Annotated in this window: 20 protein-coding genes and 3 riboswitches; of the genes, 7 read left to right on the forward strand and 13 right to left on the reverse strand. The window is 37.6% G+C overall.

Annotated features, from left to right (window positions below; translation table 11 throughout):
- Positions 1 to 3 precede the first annotated feature (3 nt).
- The 3 genes from HMPREF9456_RS02520 to HMPREF9456_RS02530 form a co-directional block, all read right to left on the reverse strand.
- Positions 4 to 1,143: a hypothetical protein gene (locus tag HMPREF9456_RS02520; RefSeq protein WP_006841881.1), complete on the reverse strand. Its 1,140-nt coding sequence runs from the start codon at positions 1,141 to 1,143 to the stop codon at positions 4 to 6.
- Between the two features lie 3 nt (positions 1,144 to 1,146).
- Complete coding sequence (locus HMPREF9456_RS02525) at positions 1,147 to 1,470, reverse strand: hypothetical protein (RefSeq protein ID WP_006841882.1); 324 nt, start codon at positions 1,468 to 1,470, stop codon at positions 1,147 to 1,149.
- A gap of 231 nt (positions 1,471 to 1,701) precedes the next feature.
- Positions 1,702 to 2,109 carry a helix-turn-helix domain-containing protein gene (locus HMPREF9456_RS02530; protein WP_006841883.1) on the reverse strand — a complete coding sequence of 136 codons (408 nt, stop codon included), beginning with the start codon at positions 2,107 to 2,109 and terminating at the stop codon, positions 1,702 to 1,704.
- A gap of 245 nt (positions 2,110 to 2,354) precedes the next feature.
- On the opposite strand from HMPREF9456_RS02530, the gene HMPREF9456_RS02535 reads away from it, so the two are divergent.
- A complete protein-coding gene (locus tag HMPREF9456_RS02535) occupies positions 2,355 to 2,591 on the forward strand; it encodes a hypothetical protein (protein ID WP_006841884.1) in 237 nt (78 codons plus the stop codon).
- A gap of 75 nt (positions 2,592 to 2,666) precedes the next feature.
- Here HMPREF9456_RS02535 and HMPREF9456_RS02540 read toward each other — a convergent pair whose 3' ends face one another.
- From HMPREF9456_RS02540 to pflB, 7 genes are all read right to left on the reverse strand, one after another.
- Entirely contained in the window at positions 2,667 to 3,119 is a 453-nt protein-coding gene (locus HMPREF9456_RS02540) for a GNAT family N-acetyltransferase (RefSeq protein ID WP_006841885.1), read from the reverse strand.
- Positions 3,120 to 3,378: 259 nt separating this feature from the next.
- Positions 3,379 to 5,259: a hypothetical protein gene (locus HMPREF9456_RS02545; protein WP_006841886.1), complete on the reverse strand. Its 1,881-nt coding sequence runs from the start codon at positions 5,257 to 5,259 to the stop codon at positions 3,379 to 3,381.
- A 423-nt stretch (positions 5,260 to 5,682) separates the two neighbouring features.
- A complete protein-coding gene (locus HMPREF9456_RS02550; RefSeq protein WP_006841887.1) occupies positions 5,683 to 6,402 on the reverse strand; it encodes a hypothetical protein in 720 nt (239 codons plus the stop codon).
- A gap of 407 nt (positions 6,403 to 6,809) precedes the next feature.
- Positions 6,810 to 7,337, reverse strand: a complete 528-nt coding sequence (nrdG, locus tag HMPREF9456_RS02555; protein ID WP_006841889.1) for an anaerobic ribonucleoside-triphosphate reductase activating protein — start codon at positions 7,335 to 7,337, stop codon at positions 6,810 to 6,812.
- Positions 7,330 to 9,537: an anaerobic ribonucleoside triphosphate reductase gene (locus HMPREF9456_RS02560; RefSeq protein WP_006841890.1), complete on the reverse strand. Its 2,208-nt coding sequence runs from the start codon at positions 9,535 to 9,537 to the stop codon at positions 7,330 to 7,332. The genes nrdG and HMPREF9456_RS02560 overlap by 8 nt, the downstream gene beginning before the upstream one ends.
- A 117-nt stretch (positions 9,538 to 9,654) precedes the next feature.
- Positions 9,655 to 9,844, reverse strand: a riboswitch (cobalamin riboswitch).
- A gap of 210 nt (positions 9,845 to 10,054) precedes the next feature.
- Entirely contained in the window at positions 10,055 to 10,774 is a 720-nt protein-coding gene (gene pflA, locus HMPREF9456_RS02565) for a pyruvate formate-lyase-activating protein (RefSeq protein ID WP_006841891.1), read from the reverse strand.
- A 197-nt stretch (positions 10,775 to 10,971) separates the two neighbouring features.
- Entirely contained in the window at positions 10,972 to 13,203 is a 2,232-nt protein-coding gene (gene pflB, locus HMPREF9456_RS02570; protein WP_006841892.1) for a formate C-acetyltransferase, read from the reverse strand.
- Positions 13,204 to 13,373: 170 nt separating this feature from the next.
- Positions 13,374 to 13,577: riboswitch (cobalamin riboswitch) on the reverse strand.
- Positions 13,578 to 13,742: 165 nt separating this feature from the next.
- Positions 13,743 to 13,927, forward strand: a riboswitch (cobalamin riboswitch).
- Positions 13,928 to 14,077: 150 nt separating this feature from the next.
- Between pflB and HMPREF9456_RS02575 the strand changes: the two genes are divergently transcribed.
- Genes HMPREF9456_RS02575 through HMPREF9456_RS02585 form a run of 3 tightly spaced genes read left to right on the forward strand, consistent with a single transcriptional unit; the run spans position 14,078 to position 17,190 of the window.
- Positions 14,078 to 14,920: a threonine/serine exporter family protein gene (locus HMPREF9456_RS02575; RefSeq protein WP_006841893.1), complete on the forward strand. Its 843-nt coding sequence runs from the start codon at positions 14,078 to 14,080 to the stop codon at positions 14,918 to 14,920.
- A gap of 2 nt (positions 14,921 to 14,922) precedes the next feature.
- Entirely contained in the window at positions 14,923 to 15,429 is a 507-nt protein-coding gene (locus HMPREF9456_RS02580; protein ID WP_006841894.1) for a threonine/serine exporter family protein, read from the forward strand.
- A 30-nt stretch (positions 15,430 to 15,459) separates the two neighbouring features.
- Complete coding sequence (locus HMPREF9456_RS02585) at positions 15,460 to 17,190, forward strand: hypothetical protein (protein WP_006841895.1); 1,731 nt, start codon at positions 15,460 to 15,462, stop codon at positions 17,188 to 17,190.
- 88 nt (positions 17,191 to 17,278) lie between these two features.
- Here HMPREF9456_RS02585 and HMPREF9456_RS02590 read toward each other — a convergent pair whose 3' ends face one another.
- The 3 genes from HMPREF9456_RS02590 to HMPREF9456_RS02600 form a co-directional block, all read right to left on the reverse strand.
- A complete protein-coding gene (locus tag HMPREF9456_RS02590; protein WP_006841896.1) occupies positions 17,279 to 18,709 on the reverse strand; it encodes a TldD/PmbA family protein in 1,431 nt (476 codons plus the stop codon).
- Between the two features lies 1 nt (position 18,710).
- Positions 18,711 to 20,081 carry an MATE family efflux transporter gene (locus HMPREF9456_RS02595; RefSeq protein WP_006841897.1) on the reverse strand — a complete coding sequence of 457 codons (1,371 nt, stop codon included), beginning with the start codon at positions 20,079 to 20,081 and terminating at the stop codon, positions 18,711 to 18,713.
- A gap of 141 nt (positions 20,082 to 20,222) precedes the next feature.
- A complete protein-coding gene (locus HMPREF9456_RS02600) occupies positions 20,223 to 20,996 on the reverse strand; it encodes a polysaccharide deacetylase family protein (RefSeq protein ID WP_006841898.1) in 774 nt (257 codons plus the stop codon).
- 237 nt (positions 20,997 to 21,233) lie between these two features.
- Here HMPREF9456_RS02600 and lysS point away from each other — a divergent pair, with 237 nt between their 5' ends.
- The 3 genes from lysS to HMPREF9456_RS02615 are packed head-to-tail and all read left to right on the forward strand — an operon-like array spanning position 21,234 to position 25,346.
- Positions 21,234 to 22,961, forward strand: a complete 1,728-nt coding sequence (gene lysS / locus HMPREF9456_RS02605) for a lysine--tRNA ligase (protein ID WP_006841899.1) — start codon at positions 21,234 to 21,236, stop codon at positions 22,959 to 22,961.
- A gap of 30 nt (positions 22,962 to 22,991) precedes the next feature.
- Positions 22,992 to 23,990 (forward strand): NAD(P)H-dependent glycerol-3-phosphate dehydrogenase, encoded by a 999-nt coding sequence (locus tag HMPREF9456_RS02610; protein ID WP_006841900.1) that lies wholly within the window; start codon positions 22,992 to 22,994, stop codon positions 23,988 to 23,990.
- Positions 23,991 to 23,999: 9 nt separating this feature from the next.
- A complete protein-coding gene (locus HMPREF9456_RS02615) occupies positions 24,000 to 25,346 on the forward strand; it encodes a glucose-6-phosphate isomerase (RefSeq protein ID WP_006841901.1) in 1,347 nt (448 codons plus the stop codon).
- The last annotated feature ends 24 nt before the right edge of the window (positions 25,347 to 25,370 follow it).

Below are 25,370 nucleotides of genomic sequence, written 5' to 3' on the forward strand. Positions count from 1 at the left end.
TTTTCACTTGTTTTTTGTCCATAAATCAATAATAATAAAATTATTAATTGATTTCTCAATTAGGCTGTTTATAATTGTATAAACTTGGCTAGGCAATAAATCATCTTTCATATTATTATTCAATTTGAATTTATATGATTCATTCAACCAGATATCCCATCCAAGCTTAAACAATGAATGCAAATTTTCTTTTTTATCTATTTCAGATGGGATTAAAGAAAGAAAATCATCTTTTTTTAATTCGATAAATCTTTTTTCTAAGCTACACTTTGAGACATTAAATAAAGTTTCTTTCAAAGACTTGAGAACAAAGCCATCTGGTTTATTATTTAAAAATTCATCAACAAATCTAACTCGATTTGTTAAGGAGGGATGTGAAATACTTGCATGAGTCGGATAATCTTCTGATAAATATATAAGATGCTGATTTATAAATGATCCTATGTACTGAGATGCAAAAATATCACTAAAATATTCTCCAGTATGATTTGCTATTAAAATCTTCTTATCATTCTCAGAGAAACGAGGATCTTCCAAAAAAGGGAAATATGTAATGATTTCGTCTATAATTCCATGTGTTCTCGAAGCATAGTGGACAAAAAATAAATCCGTTAGTACAGGGGATATCTTTAAAACATTATCTACAAAGTGACCTAATTCATGATATAATACTACATTAGTCAAATAATCTCTGAAAAGATATTTAGGTAATTTTATTTGAATAAGTTTATATTTGAATTGGATATTATATTTAGATTCAATTAGATGATATATAAGAGTAATATCTTCTGGGATGACAAAAGCATAATCACCATAAGATGTTAAAATTATATATTGATCATGATCAGAAATCCAATCCGAAGAAGCCAATTTTATACATTCAATAAGTTCAAAGGGTATAGAGTTGATTGTATTACTATCCAGTAATTCTAGACTTTTTTGAAAAAAAGAAATAATATCTCTCATATTTCTTTTTTCTACATCACCTATCGCTTCAAATGATTCTTGTTTTAAAAAGCCAAACAATTTTCCAAGACAATCATGATATTCTTGCTGTCGTTTATCTGCATAGGAATTGTCTTTTGAATTATTCCATGCTCGAACTAACTGGGATAGATTTAAGTTTAATAGCTGAGCATCCATGTTTTAGACTAATTCATACTTGTTTTTCTCAAAAGCTATAAGTAATTTTTTATACTGTTCGATAGAAATCTTGTCAAGATTTATTTCATTTATCAATTCAGGTTGACTAACTTTAAGATAAATGATAAACTCATAATTCTCACGATTGATAGAACAATGGTCTTTTTCTCCGTTATTTAATGATTTTGCATCACTTACAATCGAACGAATAAAGTCTTCTAGTACTTGATCTCGAGCGACTCCATGTTGTAATTGCTCGATGATAATTTGTAGCAAAGAACAAAAAAGCTCTCTACTTTTATCTTCTTTTGTGTGAGAAAATAACATAATTGTCTATTTTTTTTAAGAAAAATATAATTATCCTACAAATATAACTATTTTATCATTCTTTAGTTCAAAGTTTACTGAAATGTCTGCCATTACTCTTTAAACGAAATTTTATTGATAAAATTGTTATAGCTTATACCGTATAGATCGAAGTAAAAATCACAGTGTTTTATCTAAATCTTCAATAGATTCAATCTCTATGTTTTTCATTTTTGTGAGCCTATCAGGACTTCACCCCTTCCTCTCCTTCAACACCTCATGCAACAAAGAAATAGCCTCTTCTTTATCCTTCAACATTCTCTCATATAAAGCTATTTTCTCATCGTAAAGCTCAACTATTTTATCTAACGGGTTGAAAGTGTACTGATTGGTAATAGCATTGTCTTGCCAAGTTCCAGAATAAATATTTATAGAGGTTCCTTGTTCTAGTTCAGTAATAGCTTCAACCGGAATATCTAAAACCTTAGCAATCTTTTCTAAAATATCCTGTTCGAGCTTATCCTTTTTCTCATAGCTCGAAAGAGTAGCTTGTGATACACCAATTTGCTCTGCCAGAACATCTTGATTAATATTTCGCCATTCTCTCCATCGGCGGACGTTTGGACCATGATTGCTCTTCTTTATGCTTGTTTCTTCCATGTCTTTCTATTTGTGAATTTGTTTATATGCAAAAATAAGCATTTAGAGCAAATAATAATTTATTTGTGAAGATAATATTTTAACAGTTAGGATATTAATATATTATTTGTGTTTCTGATATCTTATTGTCTCAATTGATAGGAAATGAGAGGCTGTGCCCTTTACTTTGCAATTGTGAATTATACAAACTCAATTATAGCAACCCTTACAAATACAAAAGTGCAGTAAGCCTAATGCAAACATTTATGGAAAAGTTAGAAAGAGGGGATATAAATCTGGAACCGATATATACATTCTTTAAAGAAGATATTTCTCCTAAAGACTTTGCTAAACTATTGGATGAATTTTTATATAACTATGTCGTTCTATTTATACAGTGTCAGTCTGATGCTATAATTAGCACGCATAAAGATACTCTCGAATTTATCCACTATCTAAAAACCTTACGGGATATTGTTCCTTTATGTGACAAAAGGCAATAAAGCGATCAAATTCTAAAGTACAGGTTTGGGAATAGAACAGTAAAGGGTGCACAGCAGTCCTGATAGAGAAATCTGTCAGGATTTTTTCATTTCATTTTTTAGATAAACCATGTCTATTAGTTGCTTGCCATTTTCAAATATTTGATGGTCGTAATTGTCTATGAAAAAGTTTTTTACGGTGTGAGAATATACAAAGCCAAATTTTTTGTAAAATGACAATATAGTAGGATCGTCGCCTGTGCCAACCAATAATATGTCACATTTGTCTTTGTAGTTGTCGATTATGTATCTCATCATTAGACTTCCGTATCCTTTCCCCTGTTCTTTTTGGTAAGTTGCAATATTTTTGATTTCGAAAGTTTTCTCTTCTTCTTGGGTAACGACACAAACGGTTTTTAGATCAGTGTCGTATAAAGCAAATAGTTCTCCTCTTTCTAAATATTTGTGGATCATGCTTTCCTGTTCATCGCCCAATAGCAGCAGGTTCATAAACCGGTCTTTACCCTCTGTTATTTTTTCTATTTTCATTTTAGCAGCATGTTGAGATTAATATCAAATATAAACATTCTAGTTTATGATTTCCTCTATCTACTCATTTGCTTCTTCTCCGAACATTTCAGTTTTTAATAAAAAGGGAGATGCAAATATCTCCCTTTCCTACGCGTAGCTTTGTTAATCAGGCTTTCTTGCGAAAGCATATTTAAGATTGAAAAGTCCCAAAAGTTCTAGAGATTACTATTTTTAATTTAATAATTGATTAAGCCAATCTTCTTGAGTAATCTTTTATCTAGTGAGGATTAATTCCACTAATCGCCGCCTTTTTTAGAATCCAGGCGACAGCATTAAGCTCTAAGGCAGAGTTGTATATAAACTGGTTCCACGCTGTGCCCGGGCCATAATTCTTCGACAATGGTAATCCTTGGCTGTTATATCTTGACGGGTAAGCGCTTGTGCTATTATCAGTTGTGGAAGAACCTACACTGTCTCCAAAATAAAGAAAGTTTTTGCTGTCGTTGTACCATACGATTGAGTATTGTGGATCCTGTAAGGTTTTGGAAGCAGATCGGGCCGAACAAATTTGCACCGAATTAGGTGGCAGCTCGGTCATTATCACAGAGCCGGCTGTTCCATTATCTTCGCCCCAATGCCTTGCTGAAAGATTTCCAAACGGACCATTAATAACAGGATCAGTCGGTAGATTAGATATCATATATACATCGTCGTCTGTTTGCCCTCCCGATTGAGCAATAGCCGGACTTATACCAAATAATCCGCTCATCAGTGTATTCACATCGCTACTAGTTCCATCAGCCGACCCATAGATTACGCAGCCTCCTTTATTGATGTAATCCTTCAACGCCGTAGTGAGAGCTGCCGTAGGCGCAGCACCGTATGCAAAGTACAATACCACATCAGGCATAGCCCCTCCGGAACCATAGCCGTTGCTTAGATAGTTTGTTGCTGTACTTATTGTTGAAGTACCCCATAGTTGAGTGAAGCTTACTATTTTTACTATTCCATTCGGACCAAAACTGATACCACCATTGGTCAATGCCTGGCTTCTGGCAGTAGAGTTCCAAGAATAAGTGCTTCCCGAACCTATAACGGCATAAGTCATAGCCGGCAAGGTTAACGGCATGGTTGTATTGCACGTGTTATTCCCCTGTGGCGTATTTGCATTAATCGTTATCGGGAAATCAGAATTGACGGTAGGTGTCCCCGAACCAATAAGAGTAATAGTATGTGTCCCGGGATTAAAATTTCCATTGGCAGAAAAACGGATACCATTCGTCAAAGGTGTATTTATGTTATATGATCCGCTTGTTGTCACTGTTACGTTTAAAGTTATCGTATTTGAAACTGTTAAAGGTGTTCCTTTCAGGTATCTTCCGTTTACTACTATGCTGGAGCAATTCAGAGAGTAATTGGCTATGGCAGAAGATATTTCTATTTCGGGTTCACAGCCCGGAATAAGTTCTATGCCATTAAACGATAGTTTATCTGTTTGTGCATCCACAGGAGTGCCTTGAGATGGAATATTCACAGTCATCTTCCCAGTACTCAATGCAGCTCCCGACTGATAGAAACTGTAGCCATTGCCCGTAGTTAACGTAATAGAAAAAGCTCCGACTTTTGTTACATTCAGATTTATACTTATATAATTAGCGGAAGTAGTAGGTATGCCTTCCACGTAGACTCCATTGATCTCTATGTCGGAACAATTTACTGCATCGAACTTAGCATTTCCCATTTTGCTCTGAAAGCAATTCCATTGTTCTCCATCCCATTGGTTTAATCCTAAACATAGTTCTTTGTCGTCGTCCTCTGTCAGATTGTAGACGATCATGCCGGTATGAGCCTTATCTAAAGCCTGCTTATTAGTTGCTCCACTATAAGCCGTATTAGGCCCCGAGTCCGGATTGTCGGGGTCTACTAAGAACATCGGGTACAGGGCTTTCTTCTCCGAAAGGGTTACTCGTGGTAAAGCTAAACCCCTATATGCATTAGGGCTTGCATCGGTCACTGCACCTTTTTCTTTTAGTTGTAAGATAGATCCGGAGATAGGTTCTTCTCCCGACCCAATTGAGACTTGTGCTTGCAGTGTAGATAAGGACAAGAACAACATTATAAAAACGAGAAATGTTGTTACTGGTTTGTTTCGATTCATAAGTTCTCTTTTAGTTTATTTCTATTATTTGTGTTATAATCATATTTTGTTTTGTAAAAAAACAGAGCAGCATAAATCTTTTATTTCATAAATAATATCTGACGTAATGATTGTCACAAATGCAAAATTTAGTTAGAATTAGGGCAATAGAGTAATTCGTCTTGATGATACATCTAGATAAATGTTCTACGATATTTTTTATCTTATATCTTTATATTACCTTCATGCTGTTTGTCTGTTCGGTAATTTCTGACAAAGTTGAGGGAATTATTTTGTGTAAACAATAAGCTATATCGACATGGCTGTTAATAATGTCTCTGTTTTAGAGCCTATTGATAAGGCTTAGGATGATGTTCGATGTATTGATGTAAAAAATCTTTTGAATATACATTGAATTGTAGATAAACTTGTAGTTGTAAACTTTTAATCGTCAGATATTGTATCTTCTCCCAATATTATTTCTACTGTTTTTCTCTGCTCATTAAAATACTCTTTTCTTATTAGAACGGCATTTTTTGTTATTAATGTAGAGCATCGTTTTAATGAATTGATCCAAGTTTTATGAACGTTGCATATAGTTGGATCTTCAGTGTTTATACTGCAAAGACCATATATACGGAAATGTGTTACTTGATTGTGCTCCCATTCTAGAATTGTGTATGTCGTATCTATGCTAATATTAGATATATAAACCGATATTTTTGAGGTTGGGCTAAACTTGCCCGATGCAGTTTTTATTTCGAGGTCGTCAATCAAAGTTAAAAATTCTTCTTTCAATAAACTGAGCTCTTCTTTGGTTATTAAGTTTAATTTGTAAAGAAAAACAATGTCTTCAACTATAGATTTAAAGGTGTTAGGATCAAATATAAAATCAGAGTCAATGGTATTATATTCTTTTACAAATTCATGAGCAAGGTTGATTATTTCATCCGATACTTTATACTCACTAAAGGTCATCATATTCTCCACCGGTTGGGTTTGATATAACCATTTATAAGATGGTATTCTCGCTAGATTGCTGTAATTGAGAAAAAACTGATAGGGCATTGTATTTGTTGCGATAGACATTTTAGCCTCAGGGTGCTTATTTGCGAGTTTGCATAGTTCGATATGCGCATTTAATGTCTCTTTGATATTCTCCATAATATATTTTAAAGAAGTATCTTTTATTAGCATTTTTGTTTCAAATAGAATGCCTTATTTTCCCATCTTTTGAGGGTTTACAATGCTATCTAAAGATATATCTAAGCCTTTGGAATTAATATTATTTCATTCAGATTGAATGTTGTTTTTCCCCTTAATCTGCAATATAAAGCTTTTCGGACTAACGATAACAAATCCATCCGGTAATGGGGCATTTTTACATTTTCCGGTAGTGCTGATTTGATTCTATGCACCAAGCTGTTTACAACCTCTTTATTCATTATGGACTCATATTAATTGAGATTGATATATGTTTTTAATGGCTAACCTTTAATCTAAGTTTACCATATCTCTTTTTTATCGCATAAATTTATCATGTTTATTTTAGAAATCGGCATGAATTTTATTCAACAATGTGTGATTATGTTACTTTTTTCTGAAAATTCTAAGAGCTGAGCTGGATCCCTGTATTTATCCAACGTTTGCACATTTATGATTCTTTGATTACTGCTGCCTCTGAATCGTAATTCTTCACTTCGCAGTGCTTCAATATATTTGCCGTCTACCAAAACATCAATAAAAGGAAGAATCTGAGAAAGTCTATTCGATTTTAGAATGTCTTCATACAAAAAACCCGTATAGCACCAGATATTTTTGTTTGTTTCTGCTTTTATTCGTTGTGCAAGTTCTGTGAAACCTTCTACTTGAAACAGAGGATCTCCTCCTGTGAAGGTAACGTTTGCGAACTCATCTTCTTTTATGATCTCTAATAGCTGTTCAATGGTGTGTGGTGTGCCATTTTCTATATTCCACGATTGTGGGTTATGGCATCCCGGGCATCTATGTGTGCAACCGGCAGCGTAGATGGCTGTCCTGAATCCGGGGCCATCTACGGTGGTGTCATGTATAACGTTTAGTATTGATAACTTATTCATGAATAATGCGGTCGTTTAGCTCTGCTAGTTTAGCGCTGTTCCATCGGTCTGTTGTCCCTACCAGATAACCGGTTATGCGTTGCAGGCGATCTATTTCGCTGCTACCACATTTGGGGCATCGGGTGAGCTTCGTATCCGAATTTTCATAGCCGCATTTCAAACAACGGTTGCGGTTGTGATTCACAGAGGCATACCCCATATTATATTTATCCATCATATCCACTACTGTCAATATGGCATCGGGGTTGTGGGTGGCATCACCATCTATCTCTACATAGAAGATATGTCCTCCACGGGTTAGATCATGATAAGGAGCTTCTGTCTTGGCTTTCTTATGTGCACTGCATTGGTAATATACAGGTACATGGTTCGAATTAGTGTAATATTCACGATCGGTAATACCCTTGATTAGTCCAAAGTCTTTTTTGTCTCTGCGGGTAAAGCGTCCGGCGAGACCTTCGGCTGGGGTGGCAAGTACACTGTAATTATGCTGATATTTTTCTGAGAATTCACTTACCCGATTTCTCATATAAGTTATGATCTCCAATCCGAGTTTTTGAGCTTGTTCGTCTTCTCCATGATGTTTTCCTACAAGTGCCACAAGAGCTTCGGCAAGACCTATAAAGCCAATGCCTAGTGTGCCCTGATTGATAACCTTCTCTATCGTGTTTTCATCTTTTACTTGCTCGCATCCTTCCCATAATACCGACATTAGTAACGGAAACTGTTTGGGAGCGGCAGTTTTCTGAAATTCGAACCTGCGATGCAATTGTAATGCGGTCAGGTCGAGTATTTGGTTTAGTTTGCTGTAGAAGCAATCTATTCTTTCTTTTTCATTTTCTATATTTCTACATTCTAAGGCAATGCGTACAAGATTGATTGTGGAGAAAGAGAGATTTCCCCGCCCGATAGATGTTTTCTTTCCAAAGCGGTTTTCGAATACACGTGTCCGGCAACCCATTGTAGCTACTTCGTGTTCAAATCGGCGAGGATCGTCAGCTTTCCAGTCTTCATGCTGGTTGAATGTCGCATCCAGATTCAAAAAGTTAGGGAAGAAACGGCGGGCACTCACCTTGCTGGCTAGTAAATAAAGATCATAATTTTTGTCGTCCGGCAAATAGTTTACACCTCGTTTCTTTTTCCATATTTGTATCGGAAAAATAGCCGTTACACCACTTCCTACACCTTCGTATGTGCTGTGGAGCAATTCACGAATGATGCAGCGACCCTCAGCGGAGGTATCTGTGCCGTAATTGACAGAGCTGAATACCACCTGATTCCCTCCACGAGAATGGATTGTGTTCATGTTGTGGATAAAGGCCTCCATCGATTGGTGAACCCTGCTCACTGTTCTGTTTATCGCATGCTGTATAATTCGTTTGTCTCCTTCTAAATGTTTGACCGAAGAAGGAATATAATCATCTATTTCTACCTCGTACAAATGTTTGTATTCTATTCCTGTAGCTTGTTCTAGAACTTTTATTTCTTCAATAAAACTCTTGCGTACAAATGGAGCTAAATAAAAATCGAAAGCCGGAATGGCCTGTCCTCCATGCATCTCATTTTGTGCTGTTTCGAGTGAGATACAACCCAGCATACTCGCAGTCTCGATGCGTTTTGCAGGACGAGATTCTCCGTGCCCTGCAAAAAAACCATTCTGTAATATCTTATCTAAAGGGTGTTGTACGCAAGTAAGGCTTTTGGTGGGGTAATAATCTTTGTCGTGTATATGCAGATAGTTGAGGCGAACAGCTTCTTTTACTTCCGGTAATAGTAAATAGTCATCCACAAATGGTTTGGTGGTTTCACTAGCGAACTTCATCATCATGCCGGCAGGAGTATCGGCATTCATGTTCGCATTTTCGCGCGTGATATCGTTCGATTTGGTTTCGATTATTTCCAGAAACATATCTCGCGTTTTGGCTTTGCGAGCAATGCTTCGTTTGTCACGATAGGCGATGTATTTTTTTGCCACTTCTTTGCGAGGGCTTTTCATCAGCTCCATTTCTACCATGTCTTGTATCTGCTCTACTGTCATTTGCTCATTGCCTTGGCAAGATACATAGTCTGTTATACGTCTTATTAAAATGGAGTCTTCTCCTTGTTCGGTGTGTAGCATGGCTTTGCGAACCGCTGCCATGATTTTTTCTTCATTAAAACCGACGATACGTCCGTCTCTTTTTACAACTGTCTGAATCATATTCGTTATCGTTTATACTTTTATTGTATCAATTAAAATATAACTGACAGGAGCAGGGAAGTACACAGACTTATTTGAAGTGAATATGTTGTATAATTCTGCTGCTTTTCTCCCGAAAGCTAGAATGTATATACGGCAGGTCTTCTGACTTATTTCGCAGTTGGTAACCTTCCCATCAGTATTCGTTGACAGTGGTGTGAGAGTCCAACTTCCTTTCTGAAATTTACAGCTACGGGGATAGTTCAGGTCTTTCACCTGATTCCCTTTTCATCCAATTTTACTTGGAACCGTATATGTTAACAAAGTTATATGATTTTACTTAATAAAAGACTTGATTGGATATTTTATTTAAGTTTTTATTGGTGTATATTTTCTTTGTTTGTTGTTAATTGTCTGTTGTATAGTATGTTGAAATTTTGTTTTTGTTAAAAAGTTTTCTAAAAATAAAATTTTGTATTCTTATTGATGATCTTTTTTTGTTTTTGTAAAGGTAGATGTTTTATGAATAATCTATATATCAGATCTTAAGTCCATAATTTCGGAAAATATTTTCAGCCTTCTCTATTTCCGACTGATCAGGAGGCGCAATGTCTCTAAGCTTGTAGTCTTCGCCTAGCTGTTCCCATTTATGCAACCCCATTTGATGAAAAGGTAAAATATCTACTCGCTGTACATTTTTATATTCAGAGACTTGTTTTGCCCAGTCATTCAGGTCTTCATCATCATCGGTGAAGCCCGGAACGAGCACATATCTCAGCCAAACAGGTTTCTCAATTTCTGAGAGGTACTGCATGAAGCGAAGTGTTGGTTCCAGTGGTTTTGCTGTGAGGTTTTTATATTTGTCGGGGTTAATATGCTTAATATCTAGTAGTACTAGATCTGTGTACTCTAAAACCTCCTTTACCTTATCGTTCAATATATATCCAGATGTGTCTATAGCTGTATGTAAACCTTCACTTTTACACAGCTTAAATAGCTCGATAATGAACTGGGGTTGTAGTAGGGGCTCTCCTCCTGAGATGGTTACACCTCCACTGCGGATGAAGTTTTTTACTTTCTTTACTTCTTCGAAAGCTTCTTCCGGAGTTAGTTCGTGCTTCTTGTCGTTCATATTCCATGTGTCGGGATTGTGACAATAGAGGCAGCGAAGAGGACAGCCTTGCATAAAAAATACAAACCTTATCCCCGGGCCGTCTTTGGTTCCAAAAGACTCGAAAGAATGAATTAAACCTTTCATTATTTGTTTTCCTCCTAATAAATAATGAGGAGACTCCTAAAGTTTTTTTACTATCCTTTTGTCATGTTGAACGGAGTGAAACATCTCGTTTATAGATAGTCGAGATTCTTCATTACATTCAGAATGACAAAGAGGATAATAATCGTTTAATAGAGTATTTTTACTTTTGGGGTAACCTCATATTTATTAATGAAATATTAGAATGATGTAGTAATCGTTCTATTTATCACATCCAATTGCTGTTCTTTTGTAAGCCTTACGAAGTTAACGGCATAGCCTGATACACGTATTGTCAACTGAGGATATTTTTCAGGGTGTTCCATCGCATCGATAAGCAGATTCCTGTCAAATACATTAACGTTCAGGTGATGGCCTGTTTGTAAGAAGTAGCCATCAAGAAGTCCGCTCAGGTTTTGAGCTTCCTCTTTCCTGTTTTTACCCAATGTGTTTGGCGTGATAGCAAAAGTGTATGAGATACCATCATTTGCGTGAGCAAACGGAAGCTTAGCTACAGATGAAAGTGATGCAACAGCACCTCTAGTGTCACGCCCGTGCATAGGGTTAGCTCCCGGAGCAAAAGGTGTTCCTCCACGTCGTCCGTCAGGGGTGTTTCCTGTTTTCTTTCCGTACACCACGTTTGATGTGATGGTTAACACCGACTGTGTAGGTATAGCATCTTTATACATCTTACGTTTGCGGATTTTGCTCATAAACTTTTCTACTATTTCCACAGCAAACCTGTCGGTCTTGTCATCGTTATTCCCAAACGGAACGTAGTCTTTTTCTATGATATAGTCGACTGCGTCACCTTCTTCATTTCTTACGATGCGTACTTTTCCGTATTTGATAGCAGCAAAAGAGTCGGCGATAATAGATAACCCCGAAACCCCGAATGCTTGTGTGCGGACGATATCAACATCATGCAAAGCCATTTCCAAAGCTTCGTATGAATATTTATCGTGCATATAGTGTATAATGTTCAGCGCTTTTACATAAGTCTCGGCAACCCAATCTAAGGTACGATCAAATTTCTCCCAAACTTCTTCAAAGTCAAGATACTCTCCTGAGACCTTTTCTACCCAATGTTTCGGTAATACTTGAGCTTTGGTTATTTCGTCCTTACCTCCGTTTATAGTGTAAAGCAATGCTTTAGGCAAGTTCGCTCTTGCACCGAAGAATTGCATCTGGTGGCCTATCCGCATGGGCGATACACAACATGCTATGCCGTAATCATCGCCTAACTGAGGGCGCATCAGATCGTCATTCTCGTATTGAAGAGATGAAGTATCGATAGAAACCTTGGCACAATAATGTTTCCAGTTTTCGGGTAGTCTGTCACTCCATAGTATTGTCAAATTAGGTTCAGGTGCAGGCCCTAAATTATAAAGCGTATGAAGCATACGGTAGCTGTTTTTCGTAACCATCGACTTTCCGTTGTTTGTCATACCTCCGATCGATTCGGTTACCCATACAGGATCTCCCGAAAATAGTTCATTGTATTCATTTGTGCGGAGGAAACGGACAATACGTAGCTTCATCACAAAATGATCGATAAGCTCTTGCGCGTCTATTTCGGTTATTAAGCCGGCCTGCAAATCTCTTTCGATATAGATATCGAGGAAAGTGGTTACACGTCCGAGGCTCATTGCTGCGCCATTTTGGTCTTTGATAGCTCCCAGATATCCAAAGTATGTCCACTGGATAGCTTCCAGAGCCGTATTAGCCGGTTGAGAAATATCGAAGCCATACGAAGCTGCCATACGTTTCAATGCTTTCAAGGCCTCTATTTGTGAACTTAGCTCTTCACGAAGACGAATCAGATCGTCCGTCATCACAATAGGGTCACATTCTTGGAAACGCTTTTCACGCTCCGAGATTAATCGATCTACACCATAAAGAGCTACTCTGCGATAATCTCCAATAATACGTCCACGTCCGTAAGCATCAGGTAGGCCCGTTAATAATCCGTTACTTCTGGCTTGGCGGATGCTGTCGGTATAAGCTGCAAATACACCTTCGTTGTGTGTACGTCTGTATTTTGAGAATATTTCCTCTGTTCCTTTGTCGAGTTTGTAACCATATTCAGCTAAGCTTTGTTTCACCATACGGAGACCTCCATTCGGAAAGATTGCTCTTTTTAGTGGCTTGTCGGTCTGAACTCCTACAATTTTTTCGAGTTCGTTGTCTATATATCCGGGTCCATAAGCATCAATCTGTGAAGGGATGCGAGTTTCGGCATCATATATGCCTCTCTCCTTTTCTTCAAGAAACATTTTGCTTAACTTCTCCCATAGCTTGATTGTTGCTTCGGTAGGGTTTTGTAGAAAAGATTCGTCCCCTGTGTATTCTTTATAGTTTTGGAGTATAAAATCATTTACATTGATTTCCTCTTGCCACCGTGTGCCTTTAAAGTTTTTATATGCTTCCATTTAATTATAAAATAAATTTCTAAATACTCAATTATCGGAGCTTACGTGGAATAGAATAAGAAACAAATACAGACGTATTTAAATAAAATGTAATAGAATAAAATAGAGAATTTTTTTTCTATCTGAAAAAAAATCCCATCCTAAATCCTCAGCTTTATTCCTCGAAAGCTTCAAATTACACGGTTCTGGCAGGTCTTCTGACTTACTTTATCTTTGAGCATCCTTCCCATTCAGTGTAAGAACAGTGGATAGAGTATTGTTCAAAGTCTTTGGAGGAGCTTACAGCAGCGGGTCTGTCCAGGACTTTCACCTGATTCCCTTTTCATCATTTTCTATGGATATAGTAAATGACACCAAAACCTGTGACAAAGTTATATGTTTTTCAGCATAATAATAAACATTTAATGTAAAAATGCTTATTGATTGAGACTCTTCTCTTTTTGTTTTCTTTTATATCTTTTTGTATAGGAAAAAATAAAAAAGATGTGCTATTTATTATTTTTTCCTATACCTTTGCCTCCCGAAAGTTCTTTATCATTATTCTTCAACCGCTAAGGTGCCTCAGATATTGAGGAGAATAGGGAATCAGGTGAAAGTCCTGAGCTGTCGCGCAACTGTAATCACCGCGAAAGTTTCTATTTAAAAATCCACTGTTTCGTACAGAAATGGGAAGGAAAATAGAAATGGTGAAAGCCAGGATACCTGCCTTAAATCGGATTGACAATGCTTCGCGATAAAAGTGTTATGTCTAATAATTTCATTCATCCCTCTTGTCGGAGGAGATGTTATTATCCAGGTGTGTTTTTATTGCAGCATTGTGAAGTTCAAAAGAGCTTTTTACATTTATGTTTAATCGTAAAAAGTTTAGAAAGAAATGCGCGCAAACGTTCTTGATTATTCGCATATTGATGATCGATGTGCAGATGTAGAAAACACACATTCAGGCAAAGAGTTGTCGCTGAAGGAATTTGTAGACATCATATTGGAGGTCAGTAGCCTGTTGCTTGAATCGGGAGCCCACTGTGAAAGAATTAATAGGAATGTACAACGTATAGCACAGAAGACAAACTATAAAGTAGAAATGCTGATTTCGTTTACTGCTGTCTCGGTCTCGGTAACTGATATGGATAATGAGGAAAACATAATAACGGCCAATAAGAAGATAATACATCATGGGGTACACTTTGGAATACTCACCAATACCAGTCTGCTTACATGGGAACTTGCCGAAGATCGTATTTCCTTACAGGAGTTGCACGAGCGTATAAAAGGGTTAAAGAATACCTCTCGTTATTCAGTCTGGCTTGTTCGTCTGTTCATTGGGATAGCTTGCGGTTCGTTATGTTTACTTGCCGGAGGAAATTTAATAGATGGGGCTTTTACTTTTTTAGCTTCTTTTGTGGGGCTTGTAGTACGTCAGGAGATGATCAAGAGAAAATTTAACCTGATGGTTATTGTAATCTGCTCAGCGTTTGTGACAACAACCATATCAGGATTGAATATCTTGTCTGGATTTGGTTATTTGCCTCAAACATCTATTGCTACTTCTGTATTGTTCCTTATTCCGGGAGTTCCTCTAATAAATAGTATAATCGATTTGCTTGAAGGGTATATTCCTACAGGTATAGCCCGTGGAGCATTCGGAGGATTTATTCTCTTATGTATCGCTGTGGGGATGTTTATTAGTATGACAATAATAGGAATAAGTAATTTTTGATTATGCTAATAGATATATTGAAAGACGCTCTTCTTAGTTTTTTTGTTGCTATAGGTTTTGCACTATTGTTCGAAACGCCAAAGAAGGGATTGTTGGTTGCCGGTTTGCTGGGAGGGCTGGGGCATGCTATTCGCTTCACGTTATTGTATTTTGGTTTTGGCTTGATCTCCGCTACGTTGAGTGGGACTGTTGTGATAGGGCTTTTGGGTATCTATTGTGCTCATAAAATACATACTCCTCCGGTTGTATTTACATTGCCGGCTTGTATAACGATGATACCGGGTTTGTATGCCTACAAAACGATGCTGGGATGTATAAGAATATACGAAGAGGGAACGACGGGTGCAAAAACAGCATTCTTATTACACGACACGGTTTACAATTTTATATTGACATCGTCTTTACTCTTTTGTCTGGCAATCGGTATATGTATTGCCGCATTATTGTTTCGGAAGAAGAGTGTGAAGAAAATAAAGAAGATAAAAGATTTAGGAATAAAAATATTTTGATACTAATATATTAACTAATTAATAACAAAGATGCTGCAAGAATTTACATTAAACAGGGATCGTGCTATCATCAATTTCTCTTTGAAGTATTGTGATAACAGACAGAAAATTTTAAGTAGTTACGCGTTTCATCGGGTGGTTGAATCCTTTATTTTCAGAATAAAGAAAGACAACCAGATTATTTACGATTATTTTATTAAAGATTTCAAAACTGATGAGGAGCTTACCATGTCTTTGATAGAGGTTGTTAAGCTTTTGACTGTATGTGAAATAGATGAGCTTTTGGTGGTAAACAATAAGTTTGCTCCATTCTTTAAGGATAAAGGCTTGTTTATAGAGCTTATAGAAATGCTGTATAACTATTGGAGAAGGCTGGAGCGGGTTACTGTTGTTCACAACAACCGCATGGGTGATGGTCTCCAAAATGTACGCTTTGTGCAAGCGAACCAACTCCTCAACGAGTTGATTCTGTCTATCTACAGACGTACAGAAGAAACGGTAATGGGATACAGCCATAGCGTATACCGTCAGACTATCGCAGGTGCTAATGCCGGCTTGATGCTTAACGATATGCAATGGAATTGTCCGATTGAGTATAAAGGGCTTGCATCTATACCATTTATAGGAACAGTAGTTATCAATCCTCCTTATATTTCATATACGAAGAAGAATACAAGAGATGGTATTTTTCAGGAACATCAAACAAACCCTTTGGCTAATTTGATTCTGAATGAGGATGAGTGGTTTTTGTATCCTGCAAAAGTTGGTAACTTGTTGGCTTTTGTCTATTTCCATAAAGATTTTATGTGTCATGGTTTAGGTCTTGCCAATTTGTTTGAGCTGGCTAAAGGCAATGATTATGTAGGAAAGAAACCCGATTTGATTTACGTATTCGGATATCCTGACGGCTATGAAGAAAAACGTACTTTCTATCATAAGGATAAGAAGAATGATATATTGATCGGTTATGCTAATTATTGCGATGAGATCGACTATTTCGGTTATATGAAGAAGATGCTTCTTACGCTGCATAATATCAAGCAAATGGAAAGAGGTAACCTTCCTATTCATGGGGCTATGGTAAACATTGCATTGAAGAATGGTAAAGAAGCAAATATCATTATAATGGGAGATAGTGGAGCGGGCAAATCTGAAAGCCTCGAAGCTTTCCGCACACTCAACGAAAAATATATACGTCACATGCGTGTAATATTCGATGATATGGGATATTTGCAATTTGAAGCTGATGGGCAAATAAAAGGATACGGAACAGAAATAGGGGCGTTTGTTCGTACCGACGATTTGGATCCTGCTTATGCTTTTGCTCAGCTGGATAGAGGTATTTATACGAACCCGGATAGAATAAATGCACGAGTAACCATTCCGATATCTACTTATGAAGTTATATCGAGAGGGTATACGATTGATTATATGCTATATGCTAATAATTATGCCGAATCGGAAACAAAGATCAGTTTCTTTGAGGATGTAGATAAAGCAATACAGGTTTTTGAAGACGGAGCAAGAAAGGCAAAAGGAACAACAACAGAAAAAGGGCTTGTTAAGTCTTATTTCGCAAATCCTTTTGGCCCTGTGCAAGAAAGAGATAGAGCGGAAACACTTGTTCGTAAATTCTTCTTGGCTTTAGACGAAAGTGATGCAAAAATTGGAGAGATGCATACTTCTTTGGCGATTGATGGTAAAAGCAAAGAAGGGCCACGTGAAGCGGCAGAAGAGCTTTTCAGTATTATTAATGAATAATTTGCAATAGCTGATATTTAAAATAAAAACAGGATCGATAATTTTCTGAGAAATCGATCCTGTTTTTTTATGCTGTAAATTTCTAATATTATTCTCCGCCTACAGTAAGTTTCCGTACTAACACCGAAGGTAGCCCTTGTCCTACAGGTACACTTTGTCCGTCCTTTCCGCATGTCCATGTGCCTTCATCTATCTTCAGATTATTGCCCACCATTGTGATGTCGGTGAGTACTTTGGCTCCGTTTCCGATAATGTTTATATCTTTTATAGGTTGAGTAAGTTTCCCGTTCTCAATCAGATAGCCTGTTTTTACGAAAAATGTAAAATCTCCCGCTCCGATTTGTACTTGTCCATTGGTGAAATTATCGACATATACACCTTGTTTCACCGACGCTATAATGTCAGCTTCGGGAATACCTCCATTTTCCATGTATGTTACCCGCATACGAGGTAGGGGAGCGTAGCGGAACGATTGTCGCCGTCCATTCCCTGTAGGTAATACATTGTAATGCTTGGCGCTGATTCGGTCGTGAAGGTAGCTTTCCAAAACCCCATCTTTCACAATATATGTCTTTTGGGTTTCCATTCCTTCATCATCAAAGTTGATTGTGCCACGGGCATTATCGATCGTGCCGTCATCCACAACATTTATGTCGGATGAGCAGATTTGTTTTCCAAGCTGATCTGAAAATATGGAGATGTTCTTTCTATTGAAATCTGCCTCGAATGTATGACCTATCGCTTCATGTAGCAAGATACCCGAGCTGCCTGCACCCATCACTACAGGCATCTCACCGCCTTTGGGTTTTATAGCTTCGAACATCAGCGAAGTTTGCGCAACGGCCTCTTTTGCTAAAGTCTCTATCAGATCATTGTTTAAATATTCAAATCCTTTTCTGTAGGCACGTGAAGCATATCCGTTTTCTATCTTGCCCCCCTGTTCCATTGTGCACGACCCTGACATAAGGCTCATTGGACGGTAATCCCATGTAAGGATACCTTCTGAGTTAAAGAACAGAATATAGGAAGTGGAATCGTTCAAGCTGACAGACGCTTTGATGACTCGAGTGTCTAGCTCGAAAATTCGATCATTCAATTTTTGAACAAATGACTTTTTATCGGCTACAGAGACATCAAGCCAATGCCTTTCTATTTTATAGTGATTTCTGAAATGCTTTTCTTTTATCTCTATCGGAGTTATTCCTTTTGACGGAATAGAGGCTATTCCTGCTGCTGTTTTTGCCGCTTTCAGAAGCTCTGCTATTTGGGTATTCTCTACATAAGCATAGCCTGTCTGATCTCCTGAAACAACCCGGATGCCTACGCCGAAATCTATATTCGAGGCTGCACGATTTACTTCTCCGTCACGGAGTGATATGCTATTACTGAAAGTGTGCTCGAAAAATATGTCGGCATAATCACCTCCTTTACCAAGAGCTTCGTTTATTACTTTAAGCAAGTCATTCTCTGTTATGGAGAAATGCTCTAATATATTTTGTTTGTTCAAATGATCTATCATATTATAATCGCTCTGCGGATTCTATTTTCTTAAATTTATTTATCTGCCATATAAACAAAGCTGCGGTCAGTAAAGTTGCCGAAAAGTCAGCTGTTGGCAATGAATACCATACTCCGTTTACTCCGAAAAATTGAGGTAGAATAAACAAGGCTGGCAATAATAATAGGAATTGACGGGTAAGACTCAATAAGATTGATTTTCCTGCCATACCTATACATTGGAAAAAGTTTGTAACTACAATCTGGAATCCGACTAGTGGTAGCATAATTGTTACAATCCGTAAGGCTTTTGCTGTTTCGGCAGCGAGAGGAGGTGAGGGATTGAAGGGTTTTACTATAATGTCCGGCAATAGTACGCCTATGGCTAAGCCTATGCAGCCGATAGCCACACCAACTTTTATTGTGTAAAACAAAGTTTCTTTTACTCTCTGTATCCTTTTCGCTCCATAGTTGTATCCTACAATAGGTTGCATTCCCTGAGTAAGTCCGACCATAATCATTACAATGATCATTATCAGGGTATTTGCTATGGCGTAAGCTTCGATAGCAATATTACCTCCGTAGGTTTTCAGATTGTTATTGATGAAGAATACGACGATAGACGCTGCAACTTGTATGAAAAAAGGAGACATACCTATGCTTGCGACCGCCCATACTATTTTTTTGTTTAAGCCAATATGCTTTCTGCGCAAACGCAACATGCTATTTTTGTTCATGAAGTGGTACATGACAAAGCATAGCCCGATAAACATCGAAATGATAGTAGCTATCGCAGCACCTTTTATTCCCCATTCGAACCAGAAGATGAAAATTGGGGCTATTATAATGTTGGCTATAACACCGATCAGCATCGTATACATTGCTTTCTGAGGATAGCCCGAAGCACGCATCATACTGTTGAAATTGAAGCACATGGTCAGAAATATATTACCGGGCAGGTAATAAAGTAAGAATTCTTTCGCATACGGAAATGTCTCTTTTGTGGCTCCAATCCTTAATAATATAGGATCGAGAAAAATAAATAAAGTTGTGACAAGTACTCCAGTGAATAAAAGAGTCATAAGGAACGAGTTTCCTATTATCTTTTCTGCGGTTTCTTTATCACCGCTACCCAAGCATATTGAAATACGGCTGGCTGAACCAGCACCTACCAGCATACCCACAGCGGCAGTAAGATTCATTATCGGCAAAACAATACCAAGCCCGCCAATTGCATGGTCTCCCAGATTAGGCCCGTGTCCGATGTAAATACGGTCTATAATATTATACAAGGCGTTCACCATAGTTCCTACTATGGCCGGCAATGCGTACTGCCAAAGAAGGTTACTTATTTTTTTGTTTTGTAATTCATCAATGTTAGCTGTTTTTGACATCTAAAAAAGCATTTAACTGTTAAGGAGTGATTCCTCCCATCTTTTGAGCGTGCAAAGGTACAAAAAACACTACCATCGGCATTGTTTTTTAAATAATTAAGTATTTAACTTTGTTAATTTGAGGTTGAGGCTATCTAGAGTTTATTTACCTTTTATTATTTCTAGAAATTCGGATGGAGTAACGAACTTTACATTCTCCGATTCTAAGAACTCTACTATTTTTACAAAGTTTTTCCATTTGTTTTCGTCCCAACTATTTGGATGCCCCTGTAGGTAGAAATAGTTTAAATCTTTCGATTTTTCACGATAAGCTTTAAGGAATTCATCATAATTCGGATTATGTACCGGGTATTCCATATCTAGGGTATGCGGCAATATATATCCTTTGTAGTAGACCGGAGACGCAGGACTGCCTAATGTCATTTTAATTTGAGGCAATTGAGCCAAAGCTTTATCAGTGTTAATGTTTGTGCTACTCCAGTGAGGTCCCCATACCCGAAGCTGAAGTCCGAGTTTTGCTTTTGCAAGACTATCAGTCAAATGCAGAGCTTTGAGCTGCTGTTCGTAAGTTCCTTCAAATTCGCCTATTGTATCGCCTTTTGTACGGTTGTAATAACCATGATTCCAGAATTCAATGAAACCTCTTTCTGCACGATTGGTAATCCATTTGAAGTAAGCCCGATTGTCTTCGGCAAGAGAAAATCCAATAATACCAAACCCTGCTTTTATTTTTTTGTTTTCTATATAGTCTGCAACACGTTGCCAGCGAGGAGAAACAATTCCTTCCTTGCCTCCTGCGGTTACATCATCTAGCTTTAAAATGACAATTTTCTGGTTTTGAGAAAATGCGGTATTTGTCAATGATATGGCACAGAACAATAGAAGCAGAGAAAATAATATCTTTTTATTGTACATTGTTTCAGGTTTTATGTATAAAAATTAGAAAGAATAAAGAAACAAAATTTAATTTTCTTTTCCAGTGATTTGCCTCTTGATTTTTATATCCTTGTTAAATTTTGAATCGGAATGTGTTGTCTCTCAAATTTAAGTAAAAAATAAGATGTTTGTTTTCCATTATATTTCTTAACTTTGCGGGGTTATTCGTGTGCGAAAATATTATTAAAATAATAAAAATCTGAGGATAGATTAATAATGAATATATTGGAATTAAGCGAACAGGAGATAATTCGCAGACAAAGTTTAGATGAACTAAGAGCACTAGGAGTAGAACCCTATCCGGCTGCATTGTATGAAGTAAATGCATATTCGAAAGAGATCAAAGAGAGCTTTCAGGATGATGCGGATAAGCGTTATGTGTCTTTAGCGGGACGTATAATGGGGCGTCGTATTATGGGTAAAGCTTCCTTTATGGAATTGCAAGACTCGGAGGGACGTATACAGGTTTATATTTCTCGAGATGATCTTTGTCCGGATGAAAATAAAGAACTTTATAACACTATCTTCAAGAAATTGCTGGATATTGGCGATTTTGTCGGTGTTAAAGGATTTGTTTTTCGTACTCAGATGGGCGAAATATCTGTACATGCCGAAGAACTGACGGTTTTGGGTAAATCGCTTCGTCCTCTTCCTGTCGTAAAAGTAAAAGATGGTGTTACCTATGATGGTTTTACCGATCCTGAACAACGTTATCGTCAACGCTATGTTGATTTGGTTGTTAACGACAACGTAAAAGATGTATTCATTAAAAGAACAAAAGTGTTCAACTCTATGCGTGAATTCCTTAACGGACATGGATATATAGAAGTTGATACACCTGTGCTGCAAAGTATTCCCGGAGGAGCTACAGCTCGTCCTTTCATCACGCATCATAATGCACTGGATATTCCTTTATATCTACGTATTGCAAATGAATTGTATTTAAAACGCCTTATTGTAGGTGGGTTTGATGGAGTATATGAGTTTTCTCGTAATTTCCGCAACGAAGGTATGGACCGTACGCATAATCCGGAATTTACAGTAATGGAATTCTATGCCGCCTATAAGGATTATAACTGGATGATGGACTTCACTGAGAGGATGCTGGAAAAGATCTGTACAGATGTTCATGGCACAACTAAGGTGAAGATGGGCGATAAGGAAATAGACTATAAGGCTCCATATCCTCGTGTTACGATGATTGACTCTATCAAACATTTTACAGGTTTTGACATTAGTGGCATGGATGAAGATCAGCTACGTGATGTTTGTAAGCAATTAGATATAGAGCAAGATGCAACTATGGGCAAAGGAAAGCTGATAGATGCCATCTTCGGCGAGAAGTGTGAAGGAAACTATATACAACCTACATTTATAATAGATTATCCGGTAGAGATGTCTCCGCTTACAAAGAAACATCGCAATAATCCGGAACTAACAGAGCGTTTCGAACTGATGGTAAATGGCAAGGAATTGGCAAATGCATATTCTGAGCTGAATGATCCGATCGATCAGCGTGCTCGTTTCGAAGATCAGCTCAAATTGTCTGAAAAAGGAGACGATGAGGCGATGTTCATCGATCAGGATTTCTTGCGTGCTTTAGAGTATGGTATGCCTCCTACAAGTGGTATCGGTATCGGTATGGATCGTCTGGTTATGTTTATGACGGGTCAGGAAAGCATACAAGAAGTGATGTTCTTCCCTCAGATGCGTCCCGAAAAAGCACCGAAGAAAGATGCTGTATCAAAATATGAAGAATTAGGAATCGCTGAAGATCTTGTTCCTGTATTACAAAAAGCAGGATACTTTACTGTTGAGAGTATGAAGGATGTCAATTCTCAGAAGATAAGACAAGATATAGGTGAAGTTAACAAAAAATATAAACTGGATTTAGCACTACCTTCTGTAGACGAAGTAGAAGGATGGGTGAAAAAGCTTAGCTAATCCCCTTGTGTCTAATTAAAGTATGAATGAATGAGTTTTCCCGGTAAAATAACAATATTTGGAGGTGGTACATGGGCTACAGCTTTGGCCAAAATTATGCTTAATCACGAAAAGCATATAAACTGGTACATGCGCCGCCCGGAACAAATAGAGGATTTTAAGAAAACAGGACATAATCCTTCTTATCTTTCAAACGTTGAGTTCAATCTGGATAGAATTACATTTTATTCCGATATCACACAAGCTGTGGAAGATTCGGATACCATAGTCCTTGCAGTGCCTTCTCCTTTCTTGAAAAGTCATCTTGAAAAGTTGAACACAAGTTTGGCGAATAAATTTATTATTTCAGCGATTAAAGGCATCGTGCCTCCGGAAAATTTGCTTGTGACAGATTATCTGGAGCAATACTATAATGTGTCGCCCCAAAATATGGCGATTGTGGGAGGCCCTTGTCATGCCGAGGAAATAGCTTTGGAACGATTGACTTACCCTACTATCGCTTGTGCCGATATTCAGAAGGCAAATGCGATTGCTCAAGTCTTTAATAATAGATTTGTGCGGGCTTCGGTGTCGAATGACGTTGCGGGGATTGAGCTTGCCGCAGTCCTGAAGAATGTATATGCGATTGCGTCAGGAATTTGTCACGGTCTGAAGTATGGCGATAATTTTCAGGCGGTATTGGTTTCCAATGCTATATCAGAGATGGAACGCTTTGTTGATATCGTTTCTCCTATCGAAAGAAGGATACAGGATTCTGCTTATTTAGGAGATCTTCTTGTAACTTGTTATTCTAGTTTTAGCCGCAATCGTACCTTCGGTGCAATGATAGGCAAGGGCTATTCGGTAAAAGCTGCTCAAGTAGAGATGGAAATGATAGCGGAAGGTTACTATGGCACAAAGTGTGTAAGAGAGATCAATGAAAAATATAATGTGGATATTCCTGTTGCAGATATGGTTTATCGTATATTGTATGAAAATTCTCCTGCACATCTGGAAGTGAAAACATTAAGAGAACAGATACTAAAATAAAGAAACAATATGGATAAGGTTATCAAATTAGACATTAGCAAAACATTAGGCTTTATAAGCCAAGCTGATATCAACAGTAAGGCAGCTCTTGCTAAAAAATGCAATGAAGCTCTTCACGATGGATCAGGCAAAGGAAATGATTTTCTAGGCTGGCTCAATTTGCCATCTTCTATTACAGATGCACAATTGAAAGATATTGAAGATACAGCAGCTGCATTGAAAGCCAAATGTGAAGTGATTGTATTGGTGGGTATCGGTGGTAGCTATCTTGGATCAAGAGCAGTTATCGATTCTTTATCAAATGCATTTGACTGGTTACAGAAAGATCGTAAAAATCCTGTTATTTTATATGCAGGAAATAATATAGGCGAAGATTATCTTGTTGAGCTTTTAGCTTATTTGAAAGATAAATCTTTTGGAATTATCAATATTTCCAAATCGGGAACAACAACAGAGCCTGCTTTGGCTTTCCGTATCCTGAAGGCTGAATTGGAAAAAGCTGTAGGCAAAGAAGAAGCTAAAAACCGTATCGTTGCGATCACCGATGCGGCTCGTGGTGCTTTGTATACATTGGCAACAAAAGAAGGTTACAAGAAATATGTAATTCCTGACAATGTGGGAGGACGTTACTCTGTATTGACTCCGGTAGGGTTACTTCCAATAGCGTTGGCTGGTATCGATATTCGTCAGTTAGTGGCAGGTGCGGTTTATATGGAAAAAGAAACAGCTCCAAGTGTGTCATTCGAGAAGAATATCGCTGAAATATATGCAGTTACTCGCAATGAGTTGTATAAAAAAGGCAAAAAGATAGAAATCCTTGCAAACTTCAATCCTAAATTGCACTACATCGCAGAATGGTGGAAACAGCTTTACGGAGAAAGTGAAGGCAAAGAAAATAAAGGGATATTTAACGCTGCGGTAGACTTTACTGCCGACCTTCACTCGATGGGTCAATGGATTCAGGAAGGTGAGCGTTCTATCTTCGAAACTGTTGTTTCTGTGGCTCAGCCAAATGAAACTCTTACAGTGCCGACTGATGAGGAGAATCTTGATGGATTGAACTTCCTTGCAGGTAAAAGAATAGACTTTGTAAACAAGATGGCCGAGCTGGGTACTCAGATTGCTCACGTTGACGGAGGCGTTCCGAATATAAAAGTAGAGTTGCCTAAACTGGATGAATATAGTATCGGACAGTTACTTTATTTCTTCGAAAAAGCATGTGGTATAAGCGGTTATATTCTTGGCGTAAATCCATTCGATCAGCCGGGAGTAGAGGCGTATAAGAAGAATATGTTTGCTCTTCTCGACAAACCGGGTTTTGAAAAGGAAAGCGAAGCAATTAAGAAAAGATTATAAAATAAGCTGTTAGCCGATAGCCTT

It is taken from the genome of Dysgonomonas mossii DSM 22836, assembly GCF_000213575.1.
GTDB classification, from domain to species: Bacteria; Bacteroidota; Bacteroidia; order Bacteroidales; family Dysgonomonadaceae; genus Dysgonomonas; species Dysgonomonas mossii.